Here is a 20,234-nt window from a genome sequence, read left to right as displayed (position 1 = left end):
CCACGCTGGCAACGCGCCGGCCGGGGGGTGGAAAACTGTGGTAGACAGGGGTTGCGGCCGGAAGGGGCCGTGAAGCCGTGGCCGGGACGGGCTGCTTTCCGAGGTCTGGATGAACGGGGTTTGGGACAAGATCGGGTCGCTCCGCCAGGGCCTGTTCGCCAAATACGTGTTCGCACTCGTCGGGCTCGTGATCTTCGTGCTGGCCGTCAACGGCGCGATGGAAACCTTCATCAGCTACCGCGCCACCAAGGCCACGCTGACCGATGCCATGAGCGAGCGCGCGGACGCTACCGCCCGGCGGATCGAGCAGTCGGTGTTCGAACTCGAACGCCAGATCAGCTGGGTGACCAGCGGCGCGCGCGACAGCCTGCAGCAGCGCAGCGCCGACTACGCCAAGCTGTTGAACCAGGTGGCGCCGGTGGTCCAGCTCCAGCTGCTCGACGGCAATGGCCGCGAGCTGCTGCGGCAGACGCGCACCTCGGCGGTCGCCGGCAGCAAGGCCGACTACCTGCGCGACCTGCGTTTCACCGAAGCGGTCGCCCGCGGCTCCAGCCGCGCGCCGGCCGAATTCCGCGGATCGCAGCCGTACATGTCGATCGGCATGTCGCATTCCGGCCTCAACGCCGGCGTGACGCTGGCCGACGTCGATCTCTCCTTTCTCACCGACTTCCTCGGCGACGCCCAGGTCGGCAAGAACGCCTTCGCCTATGTGGTCGACGCCAAGGGCCGCGTGCTGGCGGCGTCCTCCAAGGGTCCCGAACTCGCCGCCGACGTCTCGGCCCTGCCGCAGGTCGCAGCGCTTTTGACCGCCAACGGCGAGCCGCTGGCCTCGGGCACCGATACGACCGGCCATTCGGTGCTGACGGCGGCAAGCGCGATCCCAAAACTCGGCTGGACCGTGTTCTTCGAGCAGCCGACGCTGCAGGCGCTGGCCCCGATCCGCGACCAGCTGCTGCGGATCGCGCTCCTGATCGGGCTGGGGCTGGTAGTCGCGATCATGGCCGGCACGGTGCTCGCGCGGCGCATGCTGATCCCGATCACCGCGCTGCGCCGCGGCGCCAGGCGTCTCGGCGCCGGCGATTTCAGCCACCGCATCGATGTCCACACCTCCGACGAACTCGAAGAACTCGCCAACCAGTTCAACAGCATGGCCGGCCAGCTCGCCGAGACCTATTCGGGCCTGGAGACCAAGGTCGAGGAGCGCACCCGCGACCTCGCCCGTTCGATCAATGAGCTGAAGGTGCTGGAGGAAGTCGGCCGTGCGGTCGCCTCCTCGCTCGACCTCAATGCCGTGCTGCCGACCGTCGCCGCCCGCGCGCTGGAAATCACCCATGCCGACGCGGTCTTGATTTACGGCTATGACGCCGCAAAACATCAGTTCAACCTGACGGAGGCGATCGGCATCGATCGCGGCGCCGAGGGCGCGCATCTCGTGATCGACGAGAGCGGCAGCGCGCTCGGCGAGGCTGCCAGCCGCGGCGAGCCGATCGCGATCCCGGATCTCGCCGCCGCAAAGGATCATCTGCTCCGCGACGTCGCGGTCGCGGCCGGCTTTCATTCGGTGCTGGTGGTGCCGCTGGTGGACCAGCAGGGCGCGCTCGGCGCGCTGGTGGTGTTGCGCAAAAACGCCGGCGAATTTTCCGACAATCTGATCGGGCTGATGCGCACCTTCGCGCACCAATCGGTGCTGGCGATGCGCAATGCGCGGCTGTTCTCCGAAGTCGACCAGAAGGGCCGCGAATTGTCCTCGGCGCATTCCACGGTGCAGGAGCAGGCTACAAAACTGCGGGAGCAGACCGACCAGCTGATGGACTGGAACAAGTCGCTGGAGGAGCGGGTCGAGAAACAGCTCGCCGAGATCGAGCGCATCCGCAAGCTCGAGCGTTTCCTGGCGCCACAGGTGGCGCAGCTGATCGCCTCCTCCGACGGCCACGACGCGCTGCTCGACAGCCACCGCCGCGAGGTCACCGTGGTGTTCTGCGACCTGCGCGGCTTTACCGCGTTCACCGAATCGACCGAGCCGGAAGAAGCGATGAACGTGCTGCGCGAATATCACGCCGCATTGGGCGAGCTGATCTTCCGCTATGAGGGCACGCTCGACCGCTATGCCGGCGACGGCGTGATGATCCTGTTCAACGCGCCGATTCAGCTCGGGGACCACGTAGCCCGCGCGGTGAAGATGGCGGTCGAGATGCGCGACACCATCGGGCTCCTCACCGAGCGCTGGCGCAACCGCGGCCACAGCCTCGGTTTCGGCGTCGGCGTCGCACTTGGATATGCGACGCTCGGCCAGATCGGCTTCGAGCAGCGCCTCGAATACGCGGCGATCGGCAGCGTCACCAACCTCGCCTCGCGGCTGTGCGACGAAGCCAAGGCCGGCCAGGTCGTCGTCGCGCGCCGCGTCTTCGGCATGGTGGAAGCCAATGTCGACGCGCGGCCGCTGGACGATCTGCAGCTGAAGGGATTCAATCATCCCGTGCTGGCGGTGGAAATCCTGCGCTGGCGCGAGGATGGCGCAGCCGCGGCGGCGGAGCCCGCGGTGGCCGAGCCGCGGCGGAGGAAGCAGTAGCGGCGGGGCAATTCTCAGTAGCTCAGCAACGGCGGTGAGCCGTCCGCCTCCATAGTCGTCATCACCGGGCTTGACCCGGTGATCCATCTTCTTCGCAACAAACCTTTTACGAAGAGGGATGGATGCCCGGGTCAAGCCCGGGCATGACGAGTTTGGTTGCCGCGACAGCACGGCTCGCCTCGAATTTTGCAGGGCCCGGACAAAAAATCGCGAAAACAACCCCATGCAAAGGAGCGTCCACCGCACCCGCCCCGCATTTCGCGACGCAGCAAACTCGCCGCCAGTCGAGTAAACGGGCGCGCGCGATATCAATCCTGCGCCAGAAGGTAGATGCGGCGAAGCTGTCTCGCGATCGTCTCGATGCGCCTCACGCACGACGGGTGGCGGCGGCGCTCGCCAGCGTTCATCACCACCGACCAGCCGGACCTATGGGCATGGTCCGGAACGACCGCGAGCGGAAAGCCATCGGGACACTCGGAAAACCGCTGCAGCCGTTCGGCGATCAGCGCGGTCAGGTCGGTACTTGAAATCCTGGTTTTTGCCATCGGCGCACGCGCTGTTCGAGCTCCCGCAAGCCTACACTATCAAACGTATATTACACGTTAAAGCGTGTAGACGCATTTCGGCCGGAATGCATCATCCTGTTCGATGGGAAGGCGAAGTCCGGCGCAAACGAAACGGTTCATGGCCCGGAATATCCGGCGGATGCGCCAGGAAAAATCCTGGTCGCAGCACGACCTCGCCGGCGAAGCAGGCGTGCGGCAGGCTCTCATCAGTTCGCTGGAAGTAGCGACGGCAAATCCGACCCTGGAATCCCTCGAGAAAGTCGCAGGCGCGCTGAACGTGTCCGTGGCCGACCTCTTGTCCGGCGAATAACGGCAAGCCGCCAGGGCGTCGCAGCCGCTTCGGTCAGTCACGCAAGCGCAACCGGCGCGTCAGGCGATGTCGGCCACCGCGCGGACTTGCAGACGAACGCCGGTCTCCTCCTCCAGCAGACTTATCACTGCCAGCAGATTTTCGGCGGTCGGATTGCCCGACGGCCCGAACATGCGCATCAGGCCCTTGGGCGATCGCCCGAGCGCCTGTCCAAGTTTTTCGAAACCAATGGTGGCGTTGATGCAGGAGCGCATCGCGGCGAGCCCCTGCTCCAAATCGCCGTCGAGTAGCGCTTGCGTCGCCTCGCGAAGCAACGCCTGCCGGAACTTGACGTCGCGGCGAGCCCGCGCCTGCACCGTCTCGCGAAAACTTCTGGTCAGGGGCATGGTCACTCTTCCTTGCCCTCCGTACGGTCGGGTTCTCTCGGCGGTCGCTCGCGGGCCTGAGGCAGTTCGTGCAAGGCCATATCCGATTTCAATTCGGAAGTACGGGCCGCATGCGGGCCTGACGTACTTCGGAGAAGGCCTTGGTAAGCTCTTTGAACGGGCGCCGTCCCGTCATGAGATCAAACCTTCCTTCTTCAACCCCAAATATTGACGTTATAGAGCTTGTCGGGGAGGGGAGCGTAGCCGCGGACCACAATCACCCGAACCAAAATGTATCGGATTACGGCAGCGTTCAATTCCCTGACTGGCACTGTAGCCCAGAAAGAGGCATGGTACTCGGCAAAAGTGGACAGGATTCGTGATCAACGGCAACCTCTTTACGCGCGATTATTTACTCGAGGCCATCGTCCGGTCCGAGCAATGGAAATCCCTAGACGATGCAAAGTTCATGGCGCTGAAGCAGCGATTGATGAAGCTTGTCACAGCGTTTTCTAAGAATGCGAATCCAAACGAAGCCCAGACTGAGCGCGATCTTATCTACCCGGTTCTCGATATGCTCGGTTGGACTGATATCTCAGTGCAGCCAAATTTGTCGACCAAGGGGCGCAAGCAAATTCCCGATGCACTACTTCTGCCCGATGAAAAGGCAAAGGCTAAGGCCGGCGCCGAACCCGAGCAGTGGAAACGATTTCAATACGGCCTCGCTATAGTCGAAGCCAAACGTTGGAATCGTCCGCTCGATCGGGCTAGCAGGGTGATGAGGGCGTACCAGCAACACAAATCCTACAATACCTTAACCGTATCGAGGTCCAGACATCCGGTAAGCTTCGTCTTGGTATTCTCACAAACGGTCAAGTCTGGCGCCTTTACTGGCAAGGGGCGCTCTCCGTCGCTGAGGACTTTTTCGAGCTTGACCTCCCTAAGGCCCTCGAAATTTCGGGCCATGAGTTCGACCTTTTTGACCGATCCGACGTAAGGATTACGCCCGACCATTGCCTCCGGCTTTTCATACTAATGTTTTGTAAGGCGGCATTTCTGCCCATCGATGGGAACCGCACTTTTCATGATGTTTCGCGCGACGTTGGCAAGACGTGGGAAGAAAGGGTCACGAAAGACCTATCGCGACTCGTGTTCGGACGATTATTTCCAAAGTTGGTCACCGCGATCGCAGCTAGCGACACTAAGCGACCAACAACAATAGACAGAAATTATCTTGATCAGATTCGTCAAAGTGCTCTGATCCTACTGTATCGGCTCCTTTTCGTATTTTATGCAGAGGATCGGGATCTCTTGCCCAGCAACCGGGAACCCTACAAAGACTATTCGCTAACAGCAATGCGCCTTGAGATTGCGAAACGGAAGGCGGAGGATAAGGCGTTTTCTGAGGTAATGATTAACTACTGGCCGAGACTCTCCGCCATTTTTAAAGCTCTTTCCGCAGGGGATAATACCTTTGGCATCCCGCCTTACAACGGCGGCCTCTTTGCCAAGGAAGAAGCGCCACTGCTTGCCGAACTACAACTGCCGGATGCTGTCGTCACTGACGTCATCTATGGTCTATCCCATCGCATCGAGGATGGCGAAGCGAGATACATTAATTATCGCGACCTCTCTGTTCAGCAGCTGGGAACCGTCTACGAACGGACCCTGGAGTACGATCTGACGACTGACGCTGACGGTAAGGTCGTGCCGACTTCTGATGACACAGCCCGACATGAATCCGGCAGCTACTATACGCCAGACAGTCTTGTAATGCTCATCATCGATAAGACGATCGGCCCCTTCGTTGAAGAGCGCCTGGCGGCGTTCCGAACGGAGGCTGCGAAGCTTGCGAACGACCGTCGCTCAAAGGAGACTCGTCTCGCGTTGCTGGCAGGATACGACCCCGCTCGGGCAATACTGGGCCTCAAGATTTGTGACCCAGCAATGGGGTCCGGCCATTTTCTCGTTAGTCTCGTAGATTGGCTCGCCGACAAAGTGCTTGCCGCCATGGCTGACGCCGAACAAACGGTCACATGGGCGGACAGCGTATATCAATCTCCGCTTGCGGCAGAGATTTCTAAGATTCGGACCGATATCATACAACACTCCATTGAGAACAATTGGCCTTACGTCGATGACCACCTGCAGGACAGACACATAGTCCGCCGAATGGTGTTGAAGCGGTGCGTCTACGGCGTTGATAAGAACCCGCTCGCCGTGGAATTGGCTAAGGTTGCCCTCTGGCTTCACACTTTCACGGTTGGCGCACCGCTCTCATTCCTTGATCATCATCTTCGTTGCGGCAATTCGCTTTTTGGAGCCTGGGTGCGTCCCGCTATGGATCGACTTGTCGAGTGGGGTAGCCCTCTCCTAATGAACGGCCCCCGGAGAAAGGCCCTCGGCGCAGCCTCAGGAATGCAGACTATCGAGAAATTGACCGATGCGGATATTGCGGAGGTTTATCAATCTAAGAACTTGTTCGATGGTATTGAGTCGATGACCACCGAACTCACAAATCTTCTGACCCTAGTCAGCGCGATAGAATGGCAACACCCTACTAACAAGCTCCATAAGGCAACCATACAAGAATGGCTCAAAGGCACCTTCGGGGATCCTATTAAGGTTGCCAATGGCACCGTGGCACTCGCCGTTCCACCGGCTCCAGCTGTCACCGAGCTGGAGAAGAAGAAGCGCGATATCCAAAAAAAGGCAGCCTATAGTGAGCACGACACAGCGACGACTTTGAAGTCGTGGCTACCAGACGTTATGCATCGCTTTGCAGACGAGCATTTTTTGCACTGGCAGGTCGCGTTTCCTGGTATTTGGAGCCAATGGGAGAGTTCCGAGTTGCATGGTGGCTTCGATGCTGTCATCGGCAATCCACCGTACGTTCGACAAGAAATCATTCGGGCAATAAAGCCCGGATTGAAGCGTGCCTTTCCCGAAACATACGATGGCAGCGCTGATCTTTACGTCTACTTCTACGATCAGGGACTCAGGCTCTTAAAGCCGGGTGGCCGACTTTCCTATGTTGTGACCAACAAATGGATGAGGGCTGGATACGCCGAAGGCTTACGGAGCCTTTTCGCCAACAAAGCATGGATCGAATTCGTAGCTGACTTTGGTCATGCCAAAGGCTTTTTTCCGGACGCCGACGTATTCCCTTCAGTGCTTGTTGTACGCAAACCGAATATGGGCGATGCCCCGCTCGAAACAGAGGTCTGCGTTATTCCGCGCGACGATGTACCCGAAAAAGCGCTGAACGACGCCGTTGCAAAGGCCACGTATCCACTGCCAAGGACACATTTCACTAAAACGACGTGGGCGCTTGAGCCGCCACAAGTCGTTTCCTTGCTGGAGAAACTCCGTCGAAATTCAACTCCGCTTAGAGAGCGAATCGGGTCCGAGCCGCTGTATGGAATCAAAACGGGCTTAAACGAAGCGTTTCTGATCAATAGGGATACTTATAGCGAGCTCCATCAAGCTCATCCTGATCTCAAAGAGATCATCCGGCCTTATCTACGAGGGCAAGACATTCGACGCTGGTCTTCGCCCGATTCTGGACTCTTCATGATCCTGATGAAGTCCAGCAGCGATTTCGCTTGGCCTTGGCATGATGCCGCAGACGAGTCAGAAGCTGAAAAGCAATTTAAGTCCCTTTATCCGATGCTTCATGCCCACTTTAAGCATTTCGAAGAGTTCAAAGACAAAAGGACTGGTAAAGTCCGGGGCCTTCGCCATCGAGAAGATCAAGGACGCTGGTGGTGGGAGTTACGACCATGTTCTTATTACGAAGAGTTCAACAAAGAAAAAATCTGCATTCAACGTATCGCTTTTTACCCACGGTTCTCATTGGACATGCAGTCAAGGCTTGTAAATGACTCAGCGGTTATTCTTCCCGCAGATCCGAAATTGCTCGCAGGAATCTTGAATCAGCCGATAGCTTGGTATTATCAGTTCAAAAAATTCCCCCATAAGAAGGATGAAGCTCTGGCGATGGACATTGCTGCACTGAACGAATTCCCTATTCCCTCACTAGGGGAACATGAGGCCGAATTTCAGGATATCATTGATAAGATAATCGAAATGACAAGGGCGGTCCAAGAGAACGGTGAGAAGGCCAGAGCTTGGCTGTGCCACGAGATTGGGCTAGTGAGTCCAAAAGCCATTACGAAGGCGGAGAGAGCAATTGGTGCGGATGAGTTTGTCTCAGCTATTCGCGAAAGCTTGCCCAAGCATCGCAAGTTCTCGGCTAATGATCTTGCCGAGTTGAAGACAGAATTCCTTGCGGCCGTCGAACCGTTGCAACATTCCCGAGCCGAAATCTTCTCGTTAGAGCGTAGGTTATCTAACCTGGTGAACAACGCCTATGGACTCACGCCCGAGGAGGTAAATCTCATGTGGCAGAGCGCTCCCCCACGCATGCCATTTACCCCCGCCGGACTTGCAATCGAAGAAGACGTAAATGATGATGTCAATGAGTGAGGCTGGCCCTCATCTGCACCCGGTAGCTAATCGTTCCGTCGGTTAGGCGCCAATAGCCACAAAAAGCACTGGAATTGGAATGCCTATGTATTCTCTCTCCACGCTCGGCCCTGCGCGAACGCTGCTCGCCCTCCTCTTCCTCGCCACCCCCACCCTCGCCACCCCCGCCGTCGCCGCCGACGACACCGACGCCCCCCGCGGCGCCGCGGTCACCGTGCTGAAAGCCGCGAAATCCTGCTTCGACGATATCGTCGAGGTGTCGGGGACCATCATGGCCCGCGACGAGACCGCGGTGCGCCCGGAGCGGCAGGGGCTGAAGGTCGCGGAAATCATGGCGGAGGCCGGCGACATCGTCACCGCCGGGCAGCTGCTGGCCCGGCTCAATCTGCCCGAAGGCGGCACGGTGTCGGTGCAGGCGCCGGTGGCCGGCACCATCGCCGCCTCCTCGGCCGTGATCGGGGCGATGGCGTCGGGCAAGGGCGAGGCGCTGTTCTCGATCATCGCGCGCAACGAATTCGACCTGGTCGGGCTGGTGCCGACCCAGAGCATCGGCAAGCTCAAGGTCGGCCAGACCGCGCAGGTCAAGATCATCGGCGCCGGCGACGTCACGGGACGGATACGGCGGATCGGGCCGACGGTGGTGCCCGATGTCCAGCTCGGGCAGGTCTTCATCGGCATCGACGGGGTGCGGCGGCTATTGGTGAATTCCTCCGGCCGCGCGCTGATCAAGACCAATGTCGGGCAGACCTGCAACATCGCCGTGCCGCTCACCGCCGTGCTCTACGGGCCGGGCGGCACCGTGGTGCAATTGGTGCGGCGCGGGCGGGTCGAAACCAACAGCGTCGAGGTCGGGCTGATGTCCGGCGGCCGGGTCGAAATCACCAAGGGCCTGCAGGAAGGCGACGTCGTCGTGGCGCGCGCCGGCGCGCTGCTGCGCGAGGGCGACCCGGTGCGCGCGGAGACGGCGGCAGCGGAGGTGAAGTAGGGGCGGCGGACGGGGGCGGGGGCTCTTCCTTCTCCCTCGCCCCGCGCTCTTGTCCGCCGAAGCCCGCCTTCGGGCGAAGGCGGATGCGGGGAGAGGGTTGGGGTGAGGGGCTCTCTCAGCGAGACGGGTGCCAATCGATGGACCGGTACCCCCTCACCCGCCCGACTTCGCTACGCTTCGCCGGGCGACCTCTCCCCGCAGGCGGGGAGAGGTGAAAAAGCGGCGCGGCGTCGGTATTATTTCTTCGTCATGGCCGGGCTTGTCCCGGCCATCCACGTCTTTGCTGCGGTAAAGGAAGACGTGGATACCCGGGACAAGCCCGGGCATGACGGCGATGGGGGCGACGGCAGCCTAGCTGCCGGCCTTTTCCTCGGCGGAGCCGAGGCGGACTTCTTCCATCAGCGACGACGACACCGAGGGCACCTGCGCACCGTCGGAGGCGCGCGAGATCGCGATGCGGGTCTTGTTGAAGATGGTCTCGGCCAGCGCCTGCTGTACCCTGAGATTGTCGAGCAGTTCGCCCACCAGCACGCTGTGGTCGCCACCGCCGTCGTCGGCGACCTTGCCGGGCGTAGCCGAGGTCAGGATCAGCGCGTTGTCGGGGGCGGCGATGGGGGCGAGCCCATGCGAATAGGTGCGGAAGCGCCGCTCATAGGGGTTGCGCCTGCTAGCATCGAGCACCACCAGCTTGGCGCAGGCGCCCTGCTCCTTCATCGCCTCCAGCACGGATTCGACCGAGACCGCGTTGTGCCTGACGTCGCGCTCCTTCCAGATCGCGGCATCGACCGGGATCATGTAGCTCTCGCCGCCGGCCTCGATGCCGAAACCGCCGAAGAACAGCATCACCACCGAATCCGGCTTGACCCGGGATTTCAGCCGCTCCACGGCGCGGGTCATGTCGTCCTTGGTGGCATCCTCGATGACGTCGACGTCAAAACCGTTCTTGCGCAAGGCCGCCGTCAGGCCGCGGGCGTCGTTGATCGGCTGGGCGAGCGGCGCGTTGGCGTCCGGGTAATGGCCGTTGCCGATCACCAGCGCAATGCGGGACGGGCGATGGGCGGCATCCGCGCTCTGCTCGGCGGCGATCGCCTTCGCCGCATCCAGCGCGCGCATGTTCAGCGCGGCGTGGGCGCCGATCGCCAGCGACACCATGCCGGCAAACGCCAGCGTCATGGCGACGGAGCGGCGGGAGAGGCGGAGCTCGCTGATCTTCATCGGACTTGTCATCCCTTAAATCAAAATCACTGGCCTGGTCGCTTGCCTGTTCACCGGCAAAGCCGCGAGGTTTAGTCGCGCCAGCGCCGTTCAGGTTTTAGGGGGTGCCGGACGGAGTGACGTCCAATTGCGCTCAATTTGCGGCACCGCAGCAAGGAAAGTTTTTACCCTGCCGGGACAGGTCCGGCAACCATATTGACGTATCGGTACGCCCGACTTGGTGAACACGGCGTTTCCAGCGATTTCCCTTGAAAAAGACGGCATTTACCGGCCCCTCAGGTTCCCCGCCTCGCAAGCCAGATTGCGCCGGAATCGGGGGGAATTCCGTGATTGCGGTCACATTTTGTGTTTTCCGGGCCTTCGTATAGGTTTTTGCGACTGCTTTTTGGAGATCGCCTGGAAGGCGGGCGGCAGCCGGGCCGGGGATGGGACGCTGCTTTGGGGATGCGCGCCTGACACAGGCGCGGAAAGAAACTTCATGGCCTTTGCGCATGTTGCCGGCGCCGCCTACCGCGCACTGACGGCGTCGAAGGACGGCCCGTCGCTGTACGACGTCTGCGACCCGCTCTTGAGGAAGCCCAATGGCGGCGATCCTCATCTGTCGAAATTCTACCGGACCGCGCTCGGCAATCCCGCGCTGCGGCCGCTGTTGTGCCGGACCGGGCTTTTCGAGCTGCGCGACGAGGCGCGGCTGGGCTCGCTGCGCGCGGCCTTGAGGCAGGCCCGCGACGAGACCTCGCCGGATTGGGCCGCGGTCGGCGCCCCGGTGGCGTCCCTGCTCGACACCATCGAGCTGTCGCACCCAAAACCTGCGCCTGCCGAGCGGCCGGCGCGCGCGCCAACGCTCGCCGAGATCGAGCCGGTGATCCGGGCCTGCGGCGCGCATCTGCTGCGCTCGTTTGCCAAGAACGGGTTCATTCCGACCTATGCCGCCTTCAACCTGATCGGCGATCCCGATCTGCGCGGCCGCGAGATGTCGATGGCGCTCACGGGACTGAATTCGCGCGGCTACAAGAACTCGACGCTGCTGTTCAACCTGGCGCGGATCTTCATCTCGCGCTCGCCGGCGCGCGAGCTGATCAATCCGCCGTGGCGCGGCATCGCCGAGCCGATGTGGGAGCCGATGCAGATCCGCCACCGCTCGGCCTATTACGACGCCTTCTTCACCGAGGCGCTCTTGAGCTTTGTCGAGACCGGGCTGGCGTCGCCGGAGCAGACGGTGGCGGCGCGCGGCGCGATTGCGGAAATGATAAAATTCTGCCTCGTCACCAGCCGCGAACGGGTGCGCGGCGCCGACGGGTCGCCGTTCGACGTCATCACCGCGCTGGCGCCGCTGCCGCATCCGCGCTTCTCGCGCTTCTTCGCCCAGATCAAGCAGGATCTGGGTTTTGGCGTCTACGTGCCGGATTGCGACACCACCGCGTGCTCGTTCTCGGCCGCGACCCAAGCCGGTTCCGACGATCCGATCCTGAACCAGCCGCTGCTAGATTTTTACGCCGGCTACCAGGTGCGCGGCGGCGTCAACGAGCCGCTGGTGACGGTGCCGATCAACGACAATATCGAATACGAAGGCGGCGTCGTCACCTGGATCGACAGCCTTGCCGGCGAGCGCCCGTTCGGCAACGACCTCGATCCGACGCTCAATCTCGACATCCTCGAGGTTTCGTTTCGCAATCTTGCGCGCTGGAAAATCATCGAGACGCCGCAGCGGCTCGACACGCTGCGCCGTATCATCGGCTTCCAGAGGCGGCTCGCGGCCTCGGGCGCGTTCGCCGATCCACGCTCGCACATCTACTATTTGCCGGAACTCTATTGCGCCTATTTCGGCCGCTGCTACGCGGCGTACCTGGCGCTGCCGCTGTCGGCGCAAGCCGCTGTCGATCCTGACGGCGCGTTCGATTTCATCCGCGCCCGCGTGCTGGCCTATGTGCAGGGTACGCTCGTCGCCTGCGAGATGAACGCGTTCGACGCGGCGCTGGCGCTGATCGCGCTCGGCCATCTCGGCGCCGAGCCCTTAACCTTTGCGCCGGCGCTGCATTGCATCGTCGCAAGCCTGGGCGAAGGCGGCAGGCGCGGCCCGTTCAAGGCCTATGAATGGAACAAGATGAAGACCCCGACCCGGATTCTGGTCGGCGGGAGCGAGGTCACCTCCGCCTTCGTGCTGATGGGACTCGCGCTGGCGCGGCGGGCGATGGGGACGGGATAGCGACCAGCAGGGTCCAACTCCTTCACCCTCCCCTGGAGGGGGAGGGTCGGCTCGCGTTGAGCGAAGCGAAATGCGAGACGGGGTGGGGTGACGGTCTCTCAGCTCGGACACCGCCCGAAACGAGGGACTGTCACCCCACCCCGCCGCTCATTGCATTCGCGTCGACCCTCCCCCTCCAGGGGAGGGTGAAGGCAAGCCCATCGCACAAAATTGACGGCGGACAACCCACAGCGCCGCTGGCCTTGTGGCCGCATCCGCACCACAATCCGGCGGCACAGCGATACCTGTTGCTTTGAACAACGGCCTTTTTCATGCCCAGGCACTTTCTTGTTTCCAGGATGCTCCTGCCGGCGATCGCGCTATCGTTGCTGCCGGCGGCAGCCGATGCCGGCGATATCACCGGCGCAGCAAAGATCCGCGATGCCAAGCAGATCACGATCGGCGCGACCCGGATCCGGCTCAACGGCATCGACGCGCCGAGCCTGGACCAGCTCTGTCTCAACAACGCCGGCGAGCGCTGGACCTGCGGCGTGGCCGCGCGCGACGAACTGATAAAACATACCGACGGCAAGAACTGGACCTGTCACGAGCTGCGCAGCGACCGCCGCGGCCGGCAGGTCGCCAAATGCGAGGTCGACGGCGAGGACGTCCAGCAATGGATGGTGAAGAACGGCTGGGCGCTGTCCTATGTCCGCGTCTCCCACGACTACGATGCCGACGAGAAGGCGGCGCGCGAGGCCAAGGCCGGGATGTGGCAGGGCGCCTTCATCGCGCCGTGGGACTGGCGCGTCCGCAACAAGAAGACGACAATCCTCGGCGCCGTGAAACCGCCGCCGAACGCGCATGCCATCCTGCTGGCGTCGGCATCCGGCTCGGTCGCGCCCTCGCCCGAATGCACCATCAAGGGCAACGTCAATTCGTCAGGCGAATGCATCTATCACACGCCGAAGAGCCGCTGGTACGCGCAGATCAAGATGAACATCGCAAAGGGCACGCGCTGGTTCTGCTCCACCGAGGAAGCCGAAGCCGCCGGCTGCCGCGAGACCAGGCGATGAGCTGCCTCTCCCTTCTTCGTCATGGCCGGGCTTGTCCCGGCCATCCACGTCTTGCTTGCTGATAGACCGTTAAGACGTGGATGCCCGGGCGTAGGCGAGCGGAAGCGACGCCGTCCTTCAGACGGCTAGGCCCGGGCATGACGAGTTACGCAAAAATGCGCGAATCTCCTCGCACGAACCCATGAGAGCGCTGGCGACTTGGCTGAACTCTACGACGACATCGAAGCGCAGCCGTTGCCGGATCGCTCGCGGCTGGAGCGGTTCCTGGTGTGGGCGCTGCTAACCATGTTCGCCTATACCGCGCTCGCCTATCTCGCGCTGCCGGCGCTGTGGAGCCATTACGAGCACCAGAAGAAGCTCGCCGGCCTGCCGATGGTGACAGTCACCGCGCAGGGCATTCCCGGCGATCCCATCAATGCCGGGCTGATCGGCGACGAGCGCGACGTGCTGTGCGCCATGCAGGCGGCCTCCTGGTATCCCGCCGATCCCGTGACCTTCAAATCCTCGATCGAGATCGTCGGCAGCGTGCTGCTCGACCGGCCCTATCGCGACGCGCCGGTCAGCAATTTGTTCTATCTCGGCCGCCACGAAGACCTCGCCTTCGAAAAGCCCGACGGCAAGAGCGCCGATCACCGCCACCATGTGCGGTTCTGGAAGGTGTTCGACCAGGGCGAGGAAAAGCGGCCGGTCTGGCTCGGCGCCGTGACCTACGACCGCAGCGTCGGCGTCAGTCACTACACCGGCGCCATCACCCATCACATCGGCGCCGACATCGACGCCGAGCGCGCGCTGCTCGCCGCCGACCTGGAAGCCGCTCGCATGGTGGATGCGAAATATCAGGTCACCGGCATCGGACCGACGCTGACCGGGCGCAACGGCGGCGGCGATCCCTATTACACCGACGGCGAGGTCTGGATCCTGCGCCTGGTGGTGGCCTGCGAAAAACGCCCCGATCCGGCGACGATCATCCCGAGCCCGTCGGCGACCGAGTTGAAGGACCAGATCTGGCACGACATCGCCGATGCGCTGGGGAAGTAGCGCCGCTTACCCGTCATTGCGAGCGAAGCGAAGCAATCCATTGTCCAGCAGCACAAGTGGAAGAATGGATTGCGTCGTCGCAAGCGCTCCTCGCAATGACGGTTTCGATGAATTATCATCATGTTCTCCCTTGAATTTCCGGCCATTTCCCGGCATCCCTGCCTCCAGCAACCTGCTCCAAGGAACAACAACAATGACCGTTCGCGCCGGCCGGGAATTCCTGGCAATCCCCGGGCCCACCACCATGCCCGACGAAGTGCTGCAGGCGATGCATCGTCCGGCGCTCGACATCTATTCCGACCAGATGATCAACCTGACCGACGGCCTGCTCGCCGATCTGTCGAAACTGTTCGCGACCAAGGGCAAGTCCTACATCTACATCGCCAACGGCCATGGCGCGTGGGAGGCGGCGCTGTCCAACGTGCTGTCGCGCGGCGACAAGGTTTTGGTGCTCGAAAGCGGCCGCTTTGCCATCGGCTGGGGCAACGCGGCCAAAGCCATGGGCGCCGAGGTCGAGGTGCTGAAGGGCGACTGGCGCCGCGCCATCCGCGCGGGCGAAGTCGAAGCCCGGCTGCGCGCCGACAAGGACCACAAGATCAAGGCGATCCTGGCGGCACAGGTCGATACCGCTTCCAGCGTCCAGAACGACATCGAGGCGATCGGCAAGGCGATTCGGGCCGCGGGCCATCCGGCGCTGTTCATGGTCGATGCGGTGGCCTCTCTCGGCTGCATGCCGTTCGAAATGGACGCCTGGGGCATCGATGTCGCGATGTCCGGCTCGCAGAAGGGCCTGATGGCGCCTCCGGGGCTGGGCTTCGTCGCCGTCAACGACCGCGCCCGCGAGGTGCACAAGAAGGCCAACCTGCGCACGCCCTATTGGGACTGGACCGAGCGCGACGGAGCCGAGCACTACCGCAAATATGCCGGCACCGCGCCGATTCATCTGTTGTTCGCGCTGCGCCAGTCGATCGACATGCTGTTCGAGGAAAAGCTCGACAACGTGTTCCTGCGCCATCGGCTGCTGGCCGAAGCGGTGCGGCGCGCGGTCGCGGTCTGGGCCGAAGGCCAGGTGCTCGGCTTCAACATTGCCGAGGCCGCCGAGCGCTCCAACACGGTCACGACCGTGATGATGGCCGACAGCCACGATCCCGACGCGCTGCATCAATATTGCAAGCAGAAATGCGGCGTGGTGCTCGGCATCGGCATCGGCGACCTGGAGGGCCAGGCATTCCGCATCGCCCATATGGGCCACGTCAACGCGCCGATGATTCTCGGTACGCTCGGCGTCATCGAAGTCGGCCTGCAGGCGCTCGACATCCCGCACGGCAAGGGCGGCGTGGAAGCGGCGATCGAGTGGCTCGGGGAGAGTGTTGCTCCTTAACAACCGTCATTCCGGGATGGTGCGCAAGCACCAGACCCGGAATCTCGAGATTCCGGGTTCGATGCTTCGCATCGCCCCGGAATGACGGTGGCAAGCCTTTTCGGCGCGTCATCTTTCGTGCTTAGATTGATCCAGCGATAAATTAAGAAGGCCGACAACGGCGCCGGCGCGAACCGCGCCAGGGAACACGGGGAGTGATGTGATTGGCGTCCGTTGAATTGCGCGGCCTGACCAAGCGATTTGGATCGCTGGCAGTGGTCGATGACGTCAGCTTGCGGATCGACCATGGCCAGCTGGTCTGCCTGCTCGGTCCGTCCGGCTGCGGCAAGACCACGACCTTGCGGCTGATCGCGGGCTTTCTGGAACCGACGCTGGGCGAAATCCATGTCGGCGACCGCATGGTGTCGTCCAGCGCGCGTACGCTGCCGCCCGAGCAGCGCAAGATGTCGATGATCTTCCAGAGCTATGCGCTGTGGCCGCACATGACGGTTGCGGAAAACATCATTTACGGCCTGCGCCTGCGAAAACTCGACCGCGCGACGATCGCGAAAAAACTCGATGTCATCCTGAAGGCGACCAAGCTCGAGGTGCTGGCGCAGCGCTATCCCGGCGAACTGTCCGGCGGCCAGCAGCAGCGCGTGGCGCTGGCGCGCGCGCTGATCGTCGAACCGGAGACGCTGCTGCTCGACGAGCCGCTCTCCAACCTCGATGCCAACCTGCGCGAGGAGATGCGGTTCGAAATCCGCCGCCTGCACGACGAATATCGCTATACGACCGTCTACGTCACCCACGACCAGTCCGAGGCGATGACCACCGCCGACCTGATCGCGGTGATGAACGCCGGCAAGATCGACCAGCTCGGCACGCCGGAAGACATCTACGACCGGCCGCAATCGGAATTCGTCGCCCGCTTCATCGGCGCCAGCAATGTGATCAACGGCACCGCACGCGACGCCGGCCACATCGAATTTTCAGGCGCGACGCTGAAGGTGGTGGGCGAGAAGTTGGAGGCCGGCCAAAAAGCCGTGGTCGCGATCCGCCAGCACGACATCCAGCTTTCGACGAAAGCGCCGCCCACGTCGGAAAATTCGGTAAAAGCCACCGTGACGCGCCAGGTGTTTCTCGGCGCCAGCCGCGACTACATGGTCGAGACTTCGGATGGCACGAACCTGCGCGTCGTCACTTCGACCGATAACGCCGTTGTCAGGGGCACCGAGGTGTGGCTGACGCTGCCGGCGGAGCGCTGCCGCGCGCTGAGCCGGTAACGGGAGAACGCGATGAACGGACAAGGACTTTCAAGGCGTGGCCTGCTGAAGGGCTCGACGGCGCTGGCACTGGGCGCCGTGTTCGCCTCACCAGCGCGCGCCGAGGCGCCGCCGCCGGTGGCGATCACGCCCGAGTTGGTCGAGGCGGCCAACAAGGAAGGCAAGGTCATTCTGTATTCCGCGATGGATCTCCCGGTCGGCGAGAAGCTCGGCAAGGCGTTCGAGGCGAAATATCCCGGCATTGCCGTGCAGATCGAGCGCTCCGGCGCGGAGCGGCTGTTCCAGCGGCTCGACCAGGAATTTGCCTCCGGCATCCATGCTTGCGACGTGATCAACAGCTCGGACGCGTCGCATTTCATCAGCTGGAAAAGGAACGGCTGGCTAGCGCCGTTTGTAACCGAGGATATCGCGCAGCATTTTCTGCCCCAATTTCGCGATCCCGAAGGCATGTCGGCGACGTCGCGGATCTATCTGTCGTCGATCGGCTACAACACCAGCCTGGTGAAACCAGACGACGCGCCAAAAAGCTTTGCCGATTTGCTCGACCCGAAATGGGCCGGCAAGATGGTGAAGGGCCATCCGGCCTATAGCGGCACCATCATGACCGCGACCTTCCAGATCGTGCGCGAGCTCGGCTGGGAATATCTGGAGAAGCTGTCGAAGCAGCGCGTCATGCAGGTGCAGTCGGCGACCGACCCGCCGAAAAAGCTGGCGCTTGGCGAGCGCGCGGTGATGGCCGACGGCAACGAATACAATGTGGTGCTGCTGAAGGAAGCCGGCCAGCCGGTCGAGCCCATCTATCCGACCGAAGGCGCGCCGACGGTCTCGGGTCCGACCGGCATCTTTGTCACCGCGCCGCATCCCAACGCCGCGCGACTGTTCCAGGCGTGGCTGCACACCCGCGAAACCCAGCAATTCTTTACCGATTACACGGCGCAATATTCGGCGCATGCGCAGGTCATCTCGAAGCCGGGCCGGCGCAAGATTTCCGACATCAAGCTGATGAAGGAAGATGCGGCGGGCGTGGAGAAAATGGCAGAGGAGATCAAGACGCGCTATGCGAAGTTGTTTCGGGTGTAGGATTGTCATTCCGGAGCGCATCGCAGATGCGAACCCGGAATCTCGAGATTCCGGGTCCGATGCGGAGCCTGTCATCGGGCCGCGCTTCGCGCGGACCCGTTGGCATCGCCCCGGAATGACGAACTCTCTTCACCTCGCCCCGCTTGCGGGGAGAGGTCGGCGCGCATCGTCAGATGCGCGACGGGTGAGGGGGACTCTCCGTTGACTCCGTGCCCGTTGAGAGAACCCCTCACCCCAACCCTCTCCCCGCAAGCGCGGGGAGAGGGAGCGTAGGCAGCGTGCGTGGGAATGAAGACAAAGCGAGATTTGAAAGCAGCATGACCCTCACCCCCACGATCGACGGCACGCGCGGCAAATTCGACTGGACCAAACCGGTGCTGCTGGTGTTCGCAGCATGCCTGATCGCGCTGATCCTGCTGCCGCTGGGCTGGCTGGCGGTCTATGCCTTTACCGACAAGGCGCGTCACGTCACGCTGCAGAATTTCGTCACGCTGTTTTCCAATCCGGATTTCCTCGATCCGCTGGCAACCACCGCCATCATCGCCACCACCTCCGCCATCATCTGCTGCCTGGTCGCCGCGCCGATGGGCTGGCTCGTGTCGCGCACCGATATGCCTGGGCGACAATTCATTCGCGCGCTGGTCACCGCGTCCTTCGTGACGCCGCCGTTTCTCGGCGCGGTGGCCTGGGAACTCTTGGCCGCGCCGAACAGCGGATTGCTCAACCAGCTGTTTCGCTACCTCACCGGCGCCGATTCCGACGAGCATCTGTTCAACATCTATTCGATGACCGGCATCATCTTCGTGATCTCCTGCTACACCTTTCCCTTCGTGTTCGTGCTGGTTGCGAATGCGCTCGACAACATGCCGGGCGAACTCGAGGATGCTTCCGCGATCCTCGGCGGCAAGGCATGGACCACCGCGCGGCGCGTCACCATTCCGCTGGCGTTGCCGGCATTGGTCGCGGGCTCGCTGATCGCATTTTTGCAGGCGATGACGCTGTTCGGCTCGCCGGCAATCCTGGCGCTGCCGGCCGGCTTCCACACCATGACCACGAAGATCTGGAGCCTGTTCCAGTATCCGCCGAAACTCGAACTGGCGGCTGCCGCGGCGGTGCCGCTGTTGCTGCTGACCATCGTGCTGCTGCAGGCGCAAAAATTCATTCTCGGCCGCCGCGGCTATTCGGTGGTGGGCGGCAAATATGGCGCGCCACGCCGCGTCGAGATGAAGAGGTGGCGTTGGGCGGCGCTGGCGTTTTGCCTCGCGGTGCTGCTCAGTCCCGTGTTCCTGCCGTATTTCGCGCTGCTCAACGCCGCGTTCTCGCCGAACGCGACCACGCTGGTGACGCCGTCAACGTGGACGGTGCACAGCATCGTCTTTGTGTTCACGGAATTATCGGCGACGCAACTGGCGCTAAAGAACACCGTCATTCTCGGCGCCTCGACCGCGACCATCGGCACGCTGCTGGCGCTGGTTATCGCCTATGTCACCACCCGCCGGGTGATCGCGGGCTCCCGCGTGCTCGGCTTTCTCGCCACCGCCCCGGTCGCGGTGCCGGGGATTGTGCTCGGGGTCGGATTGTTCCTCAGCTACACGCGGCCGCCCTTCGTGCTCTACGGGACGCTGTGGATTCTCCTGATCGCATTCCTGACCATCAACCTGCCGTCGGCCTATCAGCAATTGCAGGCGGCGTTCGCCACCATCCATCCCGA

15 protein-coding genes are annotated in these 20,234 nt (G+C 62.4%); 12 read left to right on the top strand and 3 right to left on the bottom strand.

The window, feature by feature from the left end; genetic code table 11:
* The first annotated feature begins 109 nt into the window (after positions 1-109).
* Complete coding sequence (locus VK804_RS25620) at positions 110-2,569, top strand: adenylate/guanylate cyclase domain-containing protein (RefSeq protein WP_325375416.1); 2,460 nt, start codon at positions 110-112, stop codon at positions 2,567-2,569.
* A 308-nt stretch (positions 2,570-2,877) separates the two neighbouring features.
* Here the strand turns inward: VK804_RS25620 and VK804_RS25615 are convergent, their stop codons facing one another.
* A complete protein-coding gene (locus VK804_RS25615; protein WP_325375414.1) occupies positions 2,878-3,114 on the bottom strand; it encodes a hypothetical protein in 237 nt (78 codons plus the stop codon).
* A 139-nt stretch (positions 3,115-3,253) separates the two neighbouring features.
* On the opposite strand from VK804_RS25615, the gene VK804_RS25610 reads away from it, so the two are divergent.
* Positions 3,254-3,445, top strand: a complete 192-nt coding sequence (locus tag VK804_RS25610) for a helix-turn-helix transcriptional regulator (RefSeq protein ID WP_325375412.1) — start codon at positions 3,254-3,256, stop codon at positions 3,443-3,445.
* Between the two features lie 59 nt (positions 3,446-3,504).
* Here the strand turns inward: VK804_RS25610 and VK804_RS25605 are convergent, their stop codons facing one another.
* Complete coding sequence (locus tag VK804_RS25605; RefSeq protein ID WP_325375410.1) at positions 3,505-3,831, bottom strand: transcriptional regulator; 327 nt, start codon at positions 3,829-3,831, stop codon at positions 3,505-3,507.
* Between the two features lie 358 nt (positions 3,832-4,189).
* Here VK804_RS25605 and VK804_RS25600 point away from each other — a divergent pair, with 358 nt between their 5' ends.
* The 3 genes from VK804_RS25600 to VK804_RS25590 all read left to right on the top strand — a co-directional run bounded on the left by VK804_RS25600 (position 4,190) and on the right by VK804_RS25590 (position 9,283).
* A complete protein-coding gene (locus tag VK804_RS25600; RefSeq protein ID WP_325375408.1) occupies positions 4,190-4,807 on the top strand; it encodes a hypothetical protein in 618 nt (205 codons plus the stop codon).
* Between the two features lie 38 nt (positions 4,808-4,845).
* Positions 4,846-8,298, top strand: coding sequence for an Eco57I restriction-modification methylase domain-containing protein (locus tag VK804_RS25595; RefSeq protein ID WP_325375406.1), 3,453 nt, complete (start codon positions 4,846-4,848; stop codon positions 8,296-8,298).
* Between the two features lie 85 nt (positions 8,299-8,383).
* On the top strand, positions 8,384-9,283 hold the full coding sequence (locus tag VK804_RS25590) for an efflux RND transporter periplasmic adaptor subunit (protein WP_414642846.1): 900 nt from the start codon (positions 8,384-8,386) through the stop codon (positions 9,281-9,283).
* Positions 9,284-9,634: 351 nt separating this feature from the next.
* Here VK804_RS25590 and VK804_RS25585 read toward each other — a convergent pair whose 3' ends face one another.
* Positions 9,635-10,498: a caspase family protein gene (locus tag VK804_RS25585; RefSeq protein ID WP_325375403.1), complete on the bottom strand. Its 864-nt coding sequence runs from the start codon at positions 10,496-10,498 to the stop codon at positions 9,635-9,637.
* A gap of 478 nt (positions 10,499-10,976) precedes the next feature.
* On the opposite strand from VK804_RS25585, the gene VK804_RS25580 reads away from it, so the two are divergent.
* From VK804_RS25580 to VK804_RS25550, 7 genes are all read left to right on the top strand, one after another.
* A complete protein-coding gene (locus tag VK804_RS25580; protein WP_325375401.1) occupies positions 10,977-12,704 on the top strand; it encodes a hypothetical protein in 1,728 nt (575 codons plus the stop codon).
* Positions 12,705-13,015: 311 nt separating this feature from the next.
* Positions 13,016-13,759: a thermonuclease family protein gene (locus VK804_RS25575; RefSeq protein WP_325375399.1), complete on the top strand. Its 744-nt coding sequence runs from the start codon at positions 13,016-13,018 to the stop codon at positions 13,757-13,759.
* A gap of 285 nt (positions 13,760-14,044) precedes the next feature.
* Complete coding sequence (locus VK804_RS25570) at positions 14,045-14,797, top strand: LssY C-terminal domain-containing protein (protein WP_325375447.1); 753 nt, start codon at positions 14,045-14,047, stop codon at positions 14,795-14,797.
* Between the two features lie 193 nt (positions 14,798-14,990).
* The gene (locus tag VK804_RS25565) at positions 14,991-16,178 is read left to right on the top strand and encodes a pyridoxal-phosphate-dependent aminotransferase family protein (RefSeq protein WP_325375397.1); all 1,188 of its coding nucleotides are present in this window, start codon (positions 14,991-14,993) and stop codon (positions 16,176-16,178) included.
* A 203-nt stretch (positions 16,179-16,381) separates the two neighbouring features.
* Positions 16,382-17,443 carry an ABC transporter ATP-binding protein gene (locus tag VK804_RS25560; protein WP_325375396.1) on the top strand — a complete coding sequence of 354 codons (1,062 nt, stop codon included), beginning with the start codon at positions 16,382-16,384 and terminating at the stop codon, positions 17,441-17,443.
* A gap of 12 nt (positions 17,444-17,455) precedes the next feature.
* The gene (locus tag VK804_RS25555) at positions 17,456-18,523 is read left to right on the top strand and encodes an ABC transporter substrate-binding protein (RefSeq protein ID WP_325375394.1); all 1,068 of its coding nucleotides are present in this window, start codon (positions 17,456-17,458) and stop codon (positions 18,521-18,523) included.
* Between the two features lie 317 nt (positions 18,524-18,840).
* A partial coding sequence (locus VK804_RS25550; protein ID WP_325375393.1) for an iron ABC transporter permease occupies positions 18,841-20,234 on the top strand: 1,394 nt, incomplete at its 3' end.

The sequence above is a fragment of the Bradyrhizobium sp. genome, assembly GCF_035484855.1.
Classification (GTDB): domain Bacteria; phylum Pseudomonadota; class Alphaproteobacteria; order Rhizobiales; family Xanthobacteraceae; genus Bradyrhizobium.
The sequence above is the reverse complement of the archived record's forward strand: the minus strand, read 5'-3'. Positions and strand labels throughout refer to the sequence as shown.